This is a genomic window from Coleofasciculus sp. B1-GNL1-01, assembly GCF_040220235.1.
In the GTDB taxonomy this organism is placed as follows: Bacteria; Cyanobacteriota; Cyanobacteriia; order Cyanobacteriales; family Coleofasciculaceae; genus Coleofasciculus.
Genome location: NZ_JAVJTO010000102.1, coordinates 101,636 through 114,873 on the forward strand (window position 1 = coordinate 101,636; position 13,238 = coordinate 114,873).

A 13,238-nucleotide genomic window follows, 5' to 3' on the forward strand; every position below is an offset into this window, starting at 1 on the left:
GCTGTTCGGCATTTAAACCTTAATATCAATAACGGCGAAAGCCTTGTAGTGCGTTTAGCGAAGCCATGCCGCAGGCTTGGCATCTTGCTCGCTACTAATACCCAATTTAAATGCATGACAGCTTAGGACGGGTTTTATTGATACGTTATCGGTAAGGTAGGGCGGGTTTTGTTAGTACGTTATCGGTGACATGCCAATTGAGTTCCTAAACCCGCCCTTACAATTGACAGACGTGCCATGGCACTCTAAGCACTCCTCAACGCCACAATTGGGTCAAGTTTCGCTGCTTGTCTGGCGGGAACGACGCCAAAAAATAAACCAATTCCTCCGGAAACGCCAACAGCTACGAGAATAGCAATGGGTGAAATTCCAGCTTTTAAGGGCGAGAAAGCACCAACCAGTAAAACACCGCTTACACCAATTGCGGTTCCAATAATTCCCCCGGCGGCGGAGAGAATAATTGCCTCAATCATAAACTGAATTAGGATATCCTGTTCTCTAGCACCCACGGCTTTCCGTAGTCCAATTTCCTGGGTTCGTTCCCTAACTGATACCAGCATAATGTTCATCACACCGATACCGCCAACAACTAAGGAAATGGCTGCGATCGCGGCGAGCATGATTGTTAATGCACCTGTCACCGTATTGACGATTTGTAAGATATCCTCCTGAGTCTGAACACCAAAATCATCTTCACCCACAATTTTATGGCGTCGCCGCAGTAAGTTTTCAATTTGAAACTGAGCTGCACTAATACTATCTCGATCCCTAGCCGAAACCGCAATCCAGCTTACTTGAACCCCATAAGGCGAAGTGCGTCCCCGCAATCGATTCGCCATCGTACTTAAAGGGATAAACACCGCATCATCCTGGTTATTGCCTAAAAAAGTACCTTTGGGTTCCATCACCCCGATAACTTCAAAGCTAACATCTTTAATTCGCACCGATTGACCAATCGGATCTTGGTAGCCAAATAATTTTTCGACAACTTCAGAACCCAGAACGACAACTTGGTTGTTGCGTTTGATGTCAATATCGGTAAAAAACCGTCCTTTTTCAACATTAAAGCTGCGAACCGATAGAAATTCTGGGGTTGTTCCGGTTACCAATGAATTACTATTGCGATTGCGGTAGGTAATTAAATATCTCAAATTAATTTGCGGAGCGACTTCGGCAACGGCTGGAACTTGAGTCGCGATCGCCTGAGCATCTTCCCAAACTAATGTTTTAGGAAAATCAACGGTTGTCTGTTGCGCTTCACGAGAGCCGGGAATCACAAATAGGACATTAGGTCCGAGAGCTTCAAACTGTTCAGAGGCTAGTTTTTGCGCTCCTTGTCCAATTCCCACCATCGCGATCACTGAGGCATTCCCAATTATAATGCCCAACATGGTTAAGCTACTGCGTAGCTTGTTCGCCATCAACGTGGTAGATGCCATTTTGATGCTTTCTACAATATCCATTTTGTGAATTATGAATTAGAAATTATGATTATAGATTTTTGGGTTCGTCAGCTTTCCAGACACGAATCCCCTTCTCCCAATACTGTTCGGATAAGCTTTAATTTCATTTATTCTTCCCCATCTTCCCCATCTTCCCCATCTTCCCCATCTTCCCCATCTCCCCCAGCTTCCCCAGCTCTCCTTTTCTCCTACTCTTCTTCTTCAGGATTATAGTTTTCAGGTAAATCAATAAACACCCTTTCTCCTTCTCTCAATCCCCGGATAATCTGAGTTTTATCCTCAATAGTTGCTCCAATTGTGACCGGTTTAAACTTAGGCTGATCTTCAAAATCAGGAACCATAACCCCAGTTTCGCCCTCTTGCGTCACCACCGCCACTGTCGGAACAACCAGAGCATCGCTAATCGGTTTTCCTAAAAATGTCAGGTCAACGTTCATTCCAGAGCGCAATTTCTCCTGCGCTTCCGGCGCTAGGACAACTCGCACTCGAAACGATGTAACATCATTTATCTCAACAGCTTCTGGAGCAACCAACCTAACCTGACCTCGGAAAGCCTGATCCGGAAACGCATCTGAGGTAACTTGTACTTGCTGTTTTTCTTGAATTTGTCCAATATCAACTTCGGGAACTTCAGCCAGAACCTCTAGTTGTTGGGTGGCTAATGCGACGATTGATGTAGAGGTCGCTGAAGCTGTACTTGATGCCGAGGTTGTTGGCGTGACAAATGCGCCAACCGTGGCATATTTCTGAGTAATAATTCCCGGAAAAGGCGCACGAATAATCGTGTCTATCCCTTGGATTTCAGCAGCCAGTACTTGAGCGTTAGCTGCTTCTACGGCTGCTTCAAGTTGGACAATCTCGGCTTCGTAGGTTTCCTGAAGTTGTTGCCATGTCAAGTCAGCTTCTTTAACCGCAGCTTTGAGTTGAACAATCTCTGGGCTGGTTTCATCCTCTTTAGTCTTACGTACTTGCTCTAAACGTTGTTGAGCTTCATAAAACTGGGCGGTGGCGGTACGGAATTCAGCCAATGTCTCATCGAACTGATCTTGGGATATGGCTCCCTTTTCTACCAAGTCCTTATACCGTTTAACTCGTTCTTGAGCTAAATTTAAACGGGAACGAGCAGTGAGGACTTGAGCGAAAGCTTGTTTAATTTCGCTGGGATTACCGGCTTGGGCTTCAGCAAGACGGGCTTGTGCCTGTATGAGTCGCTGTTTGGCTTGGGCAATTTCTTTAGGACGACTGACTTGGGTTTCCTTTAAACGAGCTTGTGCTTGCTTTCGTTCAGCTCTGGCGGCTACAAACCGAGCTTTAAGATCCTCTTGCTCCATTACCGCCACCACGTCTCCCGCGTCAACCTGATCCCCTTGTTCGACTTCCAGCTTGACCAAACGACCCGCCGTTTTCGGACTCAGGTTAACGGTTTGAACGGGTTGTACCGTACCATTTGCCGTGATTCGCACGGCTAAATCCTGCACATCCACTGGCACAGTCAGTTCATCAAGATCAAGTTGGTCTGGTTTTGCCGCAACCACCCAATAATATCCCGCACCACCCACGACAACAAGGCTGGCTGTGATGAATCCCATTACCCAAGGGAGAGGATTATTGTCTTTACCCATAGTCTGTGTCAGGTTCCCTCATTAATCTGTTACAGCAGAATTCTTGCTTTTAAGGAGTGAACACTTATTTTCCTCGCAAGGCGCAAAAACAAACAATCAATCATCTGTTTCCGTTACACCGATTTGGCTATCTCGGTTGGTGCTACGTCAACGACGCCCGTCTAAGCCGTTCAAGTTCCTTTATTCCTATACTAACCGTACTAACGAAGGGCATCCTCAATTTAGGTTATGGGTTTTCTCCAGAAGATTAGCGATAAAACCCGCCCCGACATCCCTGCTGCTTCAGTCTTCCACATCATTCCCTGGACGAGAACGCCAGTAAGAGTGCTAACGTAGCTGAAGATTCTTTGTTGTGGTTTGAGACTTCACCGTGTTCAAACGTATTCTGTTATTGCCTATTTTTGTTCTGCTGGCTTGGCTGACCAAACCTGCTCCTGTGTCCGCCCAAGCCCTGCTTCCCTATACTTTACAGCTCGATGCTGAGGAATTAGAGCAGCAAGGCTTGAATCTAGCGCAGGATGCCGTTCAGCTTACCCGTTTCCAGCAATACGATCTGGCATTGTCTAGAGCTAAACTAGCAACTCAGCTTGCTCCCAATAGTTTTGAAACGTGGTTTATTTTGGGAACCTTGTATGTCCAAAACCAGCAATTCGACGAGGGAATTGAGGCACTCTCTAAGGCTCAATCCTTGAAGCCTGAAGAGGCTGGTGTTCTCTTTTCCTTAGGCAATGTCTATTTTCAGAAAGAGGAGTATCGAAAAGCCGTGTCTAGTTTAGAAGCTGGCTTGAAGATAGAACCTGAGGTTCCCGAAGCGCTCTTTGATCTAGGCAACGCCTACTATATGCTGGATCAGTATTCAAAGGCGATCGCCGCATACCAAAAAGCGGCAGATCAGGAACCCAGTGATACGTGGCCCGTGTGGCCCGCGATCAATAATATCGGATTGGTCAAGTATGAACAGGGGGATGTGGCTGGCGCGATTGACAAATGGCAAGCCGCGATCGCGATTGATCCAGAAGCAGCTGAACCGAAGCTGGCTGTAGCCGTAGCACTTTATACCCAAGGGGAGCAAGACAGAGGACTGACTCTAGGAGAAACAGCCCTCCGCTCAGATGAGCGTTATGCTGATTTAGAGTTCCTCAAAGAAAATCTTTGGGGGGAACGTCTGATGTCTGATACTCAAAAATTCTTGGCAAACCCCAGAATTCAGGCAACCATTGCCCCCGGTAACAACGCTCCTGTACAAGTAGACGTTACCCCTTGAATCAAAATTTGAGTGTTCCCAGACGCGCCAGGGCGCGTCTCTACGCTGCTAAGGTATGGTATCAGGGGATGTATAAGCAAAACTGACCGCAAGATTTCTGACGTTTTTCGTCGAAACTCCTTTGGGTCACAAACCCTGTCTTGATCAGACAGTTTTACAATTAAATGCTGGTTTTTAAATGGAGATAATCCCAGGAACCAGCTTGCCCTGTAATAAGTCCCTTCGCCTACCCAGTCCAAGATGTCTTGGCATTACCCAACGCCTAACCAATTAGGCTTAGAGATAGTCCGAACTAGGGAAGTATTCGGAAGTCTGTGCCAGAACTAGGCTCACTTAGGGCCATCACCGCTTACGTTGTCCAAATTGGCTTGGTCAATCCTTGTCCCTTTTAGGGCAAGGTTGGTAAACCTCTATATTTTGCCGAAACGGTTGTGGTACAGTACAGATGTACTTTAGCAAGACTCTAGGGGTTCGGCAATGTCAGCACCCAGTTTCAGAGGATGAATCGTCCTACACCAACCAACACGGGTTATCTCCAGGTGTTGCTCTTACTCAGGTTTGCCTAATCATCTTTGGGCAAAAGTGCCAGGATTTGATCGACAAACTGTTGATGATCAACAACAGGTTTAGAGATATAACCATCAGCACCACTTTGCTTAAGGAAGTTTTCGCGATCGCCTTCCATAGCATGAGCCGTGACTAATATAATGGGCAGATTGCTGGTTTGAGCGTCCGCTTTCAGCATTTGGGTAATCTTGATGCCGTCTACTGGCTTACCTTGGTAAACACTGTGAGCCAGGGAAACATCCATCAAGATAATATCTGCATCTCCCGCGTGGGCAATTTTCATGACCTCCTCTACATCTTCGGTTCCCTTGACATTCAAGCCACCCCGCTTCGTGAGAATTTTGGAAAAAACGCGAAGATTAATGGGATCGTCTTCTACAATCAGAACGGTTTTCATGGGCGTTGCATCAAGAAAGTCGTCTTTTCAACAAAAGTGCGATTTGATCATCAGTCTGACAGGGACTGGGCAATGTTGCCACAAAAAAAATCAAATTTTCATCTCGTTGTGGTTAGAAATTAGGACACAGAACTCATGGCAAAACAGTTGAATCTGCTGGCGACTGGTCAAGTTATTCCCACGCCCCTCCATGCAGAGATGCAACAGTCATATCTTGAATATGCCATGAGTGTCATCGTTGGGCGTGCCTTGCCAGACGTTTGCGACGGTCTAAAGCCCGTGCATCGGCGTATTTTGTATGCCATGTACGAATTGGGTTTAACCCCCGATAGACCCTACCGTAAGTGCGCTCGCGTAGTGGGTGATGTTTTGGGGAAGTATCATCCCCATGGGGATCAAGCTGTATACGATGCTATGGTGCGCTTGATCCAAGACTTTTCCACTCGCTATCCACTATTGGCGGGTCATGGCAATTTTGGGTCGGTGGATAACGACCCACCGGCTGCCATGCGTTACACAGAGACGCGGCTGTCTCCCATCAGTCATGAAGCCCTCCTATCAGAAATTGGCGAGGCAACCGTTGATTTTATCGATAATTTCGATGGCTCTCAACAAGAGCCTGTGGTTTTACCCGCTCAACTACCCATTTTACTGCTCAATGGTTGCTCTGGCATTGCGGTTGGCATGGCAACGAATATTCCGCCTCATAACTTGGGCGAAATTGTAGATGGGTTAATCGCCTTGATTGATCGCCCGGATCTGGCGGATGAGAAATTGTGGAAACTAATTCCCGGACCCGATTTTCCCACGGGAGGGGAAATTATCGATACGTCGGGAATTCGGGATGCCTATCGCAGTGGACGTGGCATTATTCCGGTGCGGGGAATTGCCAAGGTGGAAGAGATTCAAGTCGGGCGTACTCGCCGTCATCGCCGCACGGCACTCATTGTCACAGAATTACCCTATCAAGTGAATAAAGCGGCTTGGATTGAAAAAATTGCCGATCTGGTCAATCATGGACGCTTAGACGGAATTGCCGATTTGCGCGATGAGAGCGATCGCCGGGGGATGCGGGTGGTTGTGGAACTTAAACGGGATGCTCATCCCAGAGATGTTCTTCAGCACCTCTATAAACAAACCCCCTTACAAAGTAACTTTGGCGCGATTATGCTGGCATTAGTCAATGGACAGCCCCGCCAGCTACCCTTACGGCAATGCCTGGAAGAATTCTTACGCTTCCGGGAACAAACCCTGACTCGGCAATATACCTATGAACTTGATCAGAAACGACAACGGCGTCATCTGGTGGAAGGATTATTGGTTTGCTTAAATCAACTCACTCGCGTGATTGAAATTCTCACCCATGCGCCTGATGGCACAACCGCCAAGACTCGGTTTCAAGATCAGTTAAACCTGAGTGAGAGTCAAGCTGATGCCATCCTTGCCATGCCGATGCGCCGCCTTACGGGGTTAGAACGGCAAAAACTCCAGACCGAATTTGAGGAACTCACCGCCCGCATTGAAACTCTCCAGGACTTACTCAGTAGCCGACATGAACTCCTCAAAACCCTGAAAAAAGAGTTGCGATCGCTCAAACGGAAATATGCTGATCCGCGTCGCACCAAAATCCGATCGCCGCAATCTCTTAAAGAACCCAAACAACCCAAATCCGAAAAACAAACCCGCAAGAAAACCAAAACCTCAGACAAGCCAAAAACCTCGACCTCAAAACCCCCATCGCCAAGTCTGATTGACATTGAAGCCGAACAAACAGTTCTGGAGTTTACCTATCAAGGAAACGTACAACGCCTGCGTTCTGCCCCTGATCCCAAATCCAAACCCTCGATCAAAGATGGGAACGATTTTGTGGTTCAGACGCAGCAAACCACCACCCAGTCAGAATTTGCCACCCTAACCAGTGGGGGTAAAGCCTACCCCTTGAAAGTGCAAGATATCCCACCCGCCGCAGGGCGTAAGCAAGGTATTCCTGTAACTCGTCTCCTTCCTGATGCAGCTCAATCTGAAACTGTTATCGCCCATTTTCGACCCAGAGAACTCTCGGAGTCTCTCAGCCTGATTTTGCTCACCCAACAGGGGCGAGTTAAACGTCTACCCGCTACCGAGTTACTTAACTTAACGGCACGCGGTTTAACGGTGGTCAAGCTCAAAGAGGAGGATTCTCTAGCGTATGTTACCCTGGCTAAACCCAATGATGATCTGATTATCGCTACCAGTAATGGGCGCTTATTACGCTTTGAAATTAACGACCAAAATTTACCGATTATGGGGCGTACAGCTCAAGGAAATCAGGCATTGCGACTGCGGCGTCGGGAGGAATTAGTCGGATGTGTGGCGATCGCTCCCAACGAGAATCTTTTACTGGTATCTGAGCAAGGCTATGGCAAACGCATCGGACTCGGTGTCATCAGACGCATCAAACGGGGTGATCTGGGTACTCAAGCCCTGCAATTTAAAACCTCAACGGATCGATTGATGGGAGTCATTAACGCCTCTCAAACAGAGACGGCTGTGTTGCTAACCAGCGACAATCGAGTCATGACTGTATCGTTAAAATCTGTAAAGTTGTCCGGCAAAGATGGGTGTGGCGATCGCTTGGTTAAACTCAAGTCAAATGAAACAATTATCAACGTTACAGCAATCCTGCCGTAACCGAAAACTTTTCGATCAGCTAGATATGGTTTTATAGTGGGGGATAAGTGTACGTGAATGCTATTTAATCCCTAAAGCTTGGGAATTCTGGAAGCACCAGTATAGAAAATCTAACTTAAGTGATAGTTCAACCATGACCGATCCAAAACGACCTCCGAGTGCGCCACCCCCTCCACCCCGCGTTCCTCCAGCGCCACCGCCACCGCCCAGAGGAGGAACGTCTCGGAAAGCGCCGCCAGGGGCAACCCAAGCGATGCCCTCTAAAACAATGCCGATGCCGCCCAAGGCGGGTCAGTCGGCATCAGCGCCTACTGCCGTTAAAACAGCACCGAGTTCTCGCCCACCTTCATCGGGCGTCAAACCCCGGACACCAGCGCCGGGTGCGGGACTTTCTCCTGGACAGCCAACATTAGCCCAACTGATCCGGGAAGCCTATGACAAGGGCTTTTCTGACGTTCACGTTGGAGTCGGTGAAGTCCCTCGAATGCGAAACCGAGGGGAAATGGAACATACAGAATATCCTGTAACTGATAAACCGACGTTTATGAGTTGGTTGCGGGAAATTCTCACGGATGAAGAAATTCGCCGTTTCCAAAACGAACTCGAATTTGATGGTGCGGCACAGTATGACTTTGCCCGGGTGCGGATTAATATCTTCGACTCCCTGACTGGACCGGCAATAGTTCTGCGCTTGATTCCACTCAAGATTTTGACGATGGAACAGTTGCGACTCCCTTCAATCCTTAGGGATGTCTGTAGTTATCACAAGGGTTTAATTCTGGTCACGGGTCCAACCGGTTCAGGTAAGTCAACGACGCTAGCGGCGATGATTGACTACATGAACAAGGAGATGCCAAAGCATATCATTACGATTGAAGACCCAATCGAATTTGTTCATAAAAGCCAAAAAGCCCTAATTAAACAACGGGAAGTCGGCGCTCATACCCTCCAGTTTGACAACGCTTTAAAAGCCTCTTTGCGGGAAGATCCGGATGTGATTCTGGTGGGGGAAATGCGGGATCGGGGAACTGTAAATACAGCCCTGAAAGCGGCTCAAACGGGTCACTTGGTTATGGGGACACTGCACACAAACAGTGCGGTGAAAACCATTGAACGGATTCTCAATCTTTATAATCCAGAAGAACAACACGCTATCCGTGTGGCTTTTGCCGAATCCATGGTGGCAATCATTGCTCAAGGGTTATGTCGCACCACTGATGGCAAACGTGCCGCCTTCCACGACATTCTGATTAATACAGAAGCGATTCGGGATTATATCCGTAAGGGTGAATATGAGGAAGTTCACGAACTGATGGCGGCTAATGAATTTGACGGCATGATCACGATGAATAAGTCCTTGTTTAACCTTTATCAGGAAGGACGTATCACAGAAGAAACTGCCCTAGAACAGTCGCCGACTCAAAATGAAATGGCGATGATGTTACGGGGTCGTATTTAATTGTCATTTGTCATTTGTCATTCGTCATACTCGCTTCCCGAAAAGGAACAAGCTACGTCTTATGTTAGGACAAAGAGGTGGCAGCCAGGAAAATCTTATCTTGTGATCTGCCGCCTTGATTTACTAGAAAAACTCTAATTTGTGACAATCAACAATCAACAATCAACAATCAGCAATGGACGAGACTCAACGCTCGTTTCCTCAGTTATTTAAGGGCATTGCCCTATTTACACCAGGGGGAGATTTAATTTATAGCGTTGACCCTAGTAAACAAGAGCATTGGCATTTACATCTGTGTGCGAGTTTACAAGAACTTCTCGGATTACCAGAACCGCCCCATTTTTTAGTGCCGGGATATACTGGCACAATTGATCGTTGGCTCGATCCTTATAGCCAACAGATGCGAACGTCAGCAGAACTTTATCCCCCGATTCAACAGCATCAAGCTTTGCTGAATGCGGTGTTTGGTGTTAGAAATCTGGTCTGGCAAGTCACTCCTTGGCGGGAAGAGACTTGTGATCCCATGGTTTTGGAGACCTATCGCGATCGCTTTCCCCAATTGTGGCAGGATCATGATTTGATTATCCGTTGCGATCGCCCGGATCAATGTCTAGAAAAGTTGTCTGATGCTAATCCTAGGCATGATCACGATTCAAGTCTGATTGAATCTCCCCAGAGTTACCCTTGGTCTTTTCCAGAACGTTGGACGATTCAACAAACACCATGGCAAGAATCGTCCCACCCATCGTCTACAGAAATTGATCCTCTAGACTCCCCGAACTCAGATAGGGAATCGAATTCGAGTCAGGCTAAATCTACACCCTTAACTACTCCTAGTTATGTCCTGCGCTTATTTGTATCAGGACACAGTGGATCAACTGAACATATCCTGAAAAAACTGCATCAGTTACTCGAACAATCCCTACAACATCCTTATACTCTAAAAGTAATTGATGTATTTAAGCATCCTGAACAAGCAGAAGCTAATCAAATTTCAGCGACTCCCACACTGCTGAGAGTTTGGCCCCCACCCGTCCGACGTATTGTTGGTGATTTGAACAATTTAGAAAATCTTTTACGCATCCTTATTGCTCCAGAGGCTCAACGATAAAAGTAAGCCTAGAACTAAAGTTCTGGCTCAAAGCTTAAACCCGTTAAAACGGGTTCAAAGACTTACCAAGTCAGCGATATTCTACTTAGGGCTTGCTGTATAGCACTACGCATTAAGGTTAGGACAATACAATTGGGTGAAAAGGCAACAGGCAACAGGCTACAGGCAACAGGCAACAGGGGAATGTCCTAACGTATCCCCGTAGGGCTATATAAGTGTGAAAGGTAGACTAGATAGGGGTTTCAAGCCATTTTCCGACCCAACAAGTGCAAAGTTTTTACACTATAACCGTCTTGCATCCTGGAAATTTTGCCGACCTCAGCACCGAATTCTCCCTCGACAGAGGGTCAACATCGATCGAATTTCGGCACGCTCAATTGCCGCGAAATCGAGATGTTGAAACCATTGCCCATTGCCTATTCCCTATTGCCTCTCCTTACCACAAAACTTATTCAGCAGACCTTACTTAAGTCAGTGTCATTCAATTAAGTTGAGCGACTTGAGGAATACGTCCTTTTAAACCTGTCATTAATTGCAGAGCATAACACTTAATAGGATACAGATGACGCAACATCCATAATCCTAGGCGACGTAGGGTAACGATGGGCAACCAGTTATTAGAAAATATTCGATCAAGGAAATCAGTAAAGCCTAAAATGACGAGATTTTCGCGTTTGCGCCACCGTTCATAGCGCTTGAGTATCCGTTCGTCTCCGATATCTTCACCCTGTTGATGGGCGTCTTGGATGACTTGGGCAAGGGCGGCGGCGTCTCGGATGCCCATATTTAACCCTTGTCCACCCACAGGATGGCAACAATGGGCGGCGTCGCCAATCAGGGCGAGGCGGTGTTGAGTGTAGCGATCGCTTTGCATTAACTGTACGGGAAAGACAATGCGATCGCTATCGAGTTCTAAATGCCCTAAAAGTCCGCCTGTGCGGTATTCTAGGAGTTCTAGGAATTCTTTTTCATCTAAGTCTTTTAACTGCTGGGCTTCGGCGTGAGGGGCTGTCCACACCACCTGACAGCGATTTTCCGCTAGAGGGAGTACCCCCATCGGACCACTTTCCCAGAAGCGTTCAAAGGCGGTATCGTTATGGGATTTCTCGGTTTTGATGCGGGCGGTGACGCAGGATTGCCAATATTTCCAGCCTTTTGTCCCGATTCCGGCGGCTGTACGAATACGCGATCGCGAACCATCAGCCGCAACAACTAAGCGCGATCGTAGGTGCTGAGATGTTCCGTCCACATTTACCGTAACCTCTACCCCAGAGGCTTGATACTCGACATCAACCACTTCCGTCGGAGACAACCAGCTTACAGTCGGACAATCTGCCAAAAACTCATACAGCGCCGTAAGCAAGGGACGATGTTCGCCCACATACCCCAAATCCTGCGTACCTAAATCGTTGGGGTGAAACTGCACAAATTTGGGATAATCACCGTCAGAGAGACGAATTTGCCGATAGGTGGCAATTTGCGGCTGAATCGTCTGCCAAACCCCGATTCCTTGGAAAATGCGCCCAGAAAGCAGCGAGAGGGCGTAAGCTTGCCGTCTGGCTACGGCGACTGACTGAGGTTTTGCCTCAATTAATCCAATCCGCAACCCCGACTTTTTCAACGCACAGGCGAAGGTTGCGCCGACAATACCGCCGCCAACGATGACCAGATCATAGTCAAAGGTTTGATTGTATGCCTGTTCTTGCGCCATGTTCAGAGAATGTATCGAAATGATAAGCATTTTTACTTTTCTTCATTTTGACGTGGATAGCTGAAGAGGGCAAGTCGCAGATGGGTTTGTAGGGGCGGGTTTCACCATTATCGTTTTGGTTGCACCCATAAGTGACTAAACCCGCCCCGACTTTCGTTGGTTTAGAGACTTTCCTTAGTAGGTAGAAATCTGCCGAATCAACATACTCACAAATTCACCAGGATTGCCTGTAGGCTGCAAGGGACTCCATTCAATCACTTCGGCGAATCGGAGGCGGTACAAGGTGCGAATGATGCTGTTCACGCCTCGGCGAGAACCAATAATCGAGATTTTGACAGGTTCACGGTGGGGGGTAGGTTCTGGTGTGGCTGATGGAGAGGGGGGAACGGTAAGGGTTTCGAGAATATCGGGGATAAAGTCTTCTGACATTGGGATTCACCTAATTTTGAATTGCCGCAGGATGTAAACCTAATAGGTCACATTTTGATTCTACCAGGATGTGATCCAGTAGGCTTACATTTACTTCTTTATCTGCCTCTGACACGATTAGAGGCATGGGAAAAGCAGGCGAAGCACTCAGGCAGGTTTTAAACACCTACGGAATCAGCCAGAATAAGTTGGCGGTGACACTAGGAATTGAACGTGGCAGTGTTTACCGTTGGGTTCATGAAGTTAGAGATCCAACGGCAGAGACGGTAAGAGAGATTGTCCAGGCACTTCAGGGAATTAATCCAGCCGCTGCCGAGACGTTTGTCGAATTATATTTAGGTGAATTGATTAAGAATGAAGAGTAGAAGTAATGCGTACCTGTACAGAGGATAAGAATATTGAGTGAGAGGGAAAAGCGATCGCGCTCCTTCACAAAACTTATTTAGCTAGTCGCCTAAATTTTGATAAATATTTAATCAATTTCCAGCACTAAGCAGGTAAAATAGAGAGACTCTGAAGCAGAATCACCGCTATCGTTGAGGCAC

11 protein-coding genes are annotated in these 13,238 nt (G+C 47.3%); 6 read left to right on the top strand and 5 right to left on the bottom strand.

What is annotated here, in order from left to right; genetic code table 11:
• Positions 1 to 245 precede the first annotated feature (245 nt).
• Together RID53_RS25290 and RID53_RS25295 are read right to left on the bottom strand one after the other, a co-directional pair.
• A complete protein-coding gene (locus RID53_RS25290; RefSeq protein WP_446390719.1) occupies positions 246 to 1,463 on the bottom strand; it encodes an ABC transporter permease in 1,218 nt (405 codons plus the stop codon).
• A gap of 188 nt (positions 1,464 to 1,651) precedes the next feature.
• Positions 1,652 to 3,085 (bottom strand): efflux RND transporter periplasmic adaptor subunit, encoded by a 1,434-nt coding sequence (locus RID53_RS25295; protein WP_446390720.1) that lies wholly within the window; start codon positions 3,083 to 3,085, stop codon positions 1,652 to 1,654.
• Positions 3,086 to 3,141: 56 nt separating this feature from the next.
• Between RID53_RS25295 and RID53_RS25300 the strand changes: the two genes are divergently transcribed.
• Both RID53_RS25300 and RID53_RS25305 read left to right on the top strand, forming a co-directional pair.
• Positions 3,142 to 3,336 (top strand): hypothetical protein, encoded by a 195-nt coding sequence (locus RID53_RS25300; protein WP_446390721.1) that lies wholly within the window; start codon positions 3,142 to 3,144, stop codon positions 3,334 to 3,336.
• A gap of 119 nt (positions 3,337 to 3,455) precedes the next feature.
• The gene (locus RID53_RS25305; protein ID WP_446390722.1) at positions 3,456 to 4,349 is read left to right on the top strand and encodes a tetratricopeptide repeat protein; all 894 of its coding nucleotides are present in this window, start codon (positions 3,456 to 3,458) and stop codon (positions 4,347 to 4,349) included.
• A 562-nt stretch (positions 4,350 to 4,911) separates the two neighbouring features.
• On the opposite strand, the gene RID53_RS25310 is transcribed toward RID53_RS25305, so the two are convergent.
• Positions 4,912 to 5,313, bottom strand: coding sequence for a response regulator (locus RID53_RS25310; protein ID WP_446336864.1), 402 nt, complete (start codon positions 5,311 to 5,313; stop codon positions 4,912 to 4,914).
• 135 nt (positions 5,314 to 5,448) lie between these two features.
• Here RID53_RS25310 and RID53_RS25315 point away from each other — a divergent pair, with 135 nt between their 5' ends.
• The 3 genes from RID53_RS25315 to RID53_RS25325 all read left to right on the top strand — a co-directional run bounded on the left by RID53_RS25315 (position 5,449) and on the right by RID53_RS25325 (position 10,553).
• Entirely contained in the window at positions 5,449 to 7,983 is a 2,535-nt protein-coding gene (locus RID53_RS25315; RefSeq protein ID WP_446390723.1) for a DNA gyrase/topoisomerase IV subunit A, read from the top strand.
• A gap of 133 nt (positions 7,984 to 8,116) precedes the next feature.
• The gene (locus tag RID53_RS25320) at positions 8,117 to 9,442 is read left to right on the top strand and encodes a PilT/PilU family type 4a pilus ATPase (protein WP_446390724.1); all 1,326 of its coding nucleotides are present in this window, start codon (positions 8,117 to 8,119) and stop codon (positions 9,440 to 9,442) included.
• Between the two features lie 175 nt (positions 9,443 to 9,617).
• Entirely contained in the window at positions 9,618 to 10,553 is a 936-nt protein-coding gene (locus RID53_RS25325) for a circadian clock KaiB family protein (RefSeq protein WP_446390725.1), read from the top strand.
• A gap of 481 nt (positions 10,554 to 11,034) precedes the next feature.
• On the opposite strand, the gene RID53_RS25330 is transcribed toward RID53_RS25325, so the two are convergent.
• Both RID53_RS25330 and RID53_RS25335 read right to left on the bottom strand, forming a co-directional pair.
• Entirely contained in the window at positions 11,035 to 12,294 is a 1,260-nt protein-coding gene (locus RID53_RS25330; RefSeq protein ID WP_446390726.1) for an FAD-dependent hydroxylase, read from the bottom strand.
• A 144-nt stretch (positions 12,295 to 12,438) separates the two neighbouring features.
• Entirely contained in the window at positions 12,439 to 12,693 is a 255-nt protein-coding gene (locus RID53_RS25335) for a peptide ABC transporter substrate-binding protein (protein ID WP_446390727.1), read from the bottom strand.
• Between the two features lie 125 nt (positions 12,694 to 12,818).
• On the opposite strand from RID53_RS25335, the gene RID53_RS25340 reads away from it, so the two are divergent.
• Positions 12,819 to 13,058 carry a helix-turn-helix domain-containing protein gene (locus tag RID53_RS25340; protein WP_446390728.1) on the top strand — a complete coding sequence of 80 codons (240 nt, stop codon included), beginning with the start codon at positions 12,819 to 12,821 and terminating at the stop codon, positions 13,056 to 13,058.
• Positions 13,059 to 13,238 lie beyond the last annotated feature (180 nt).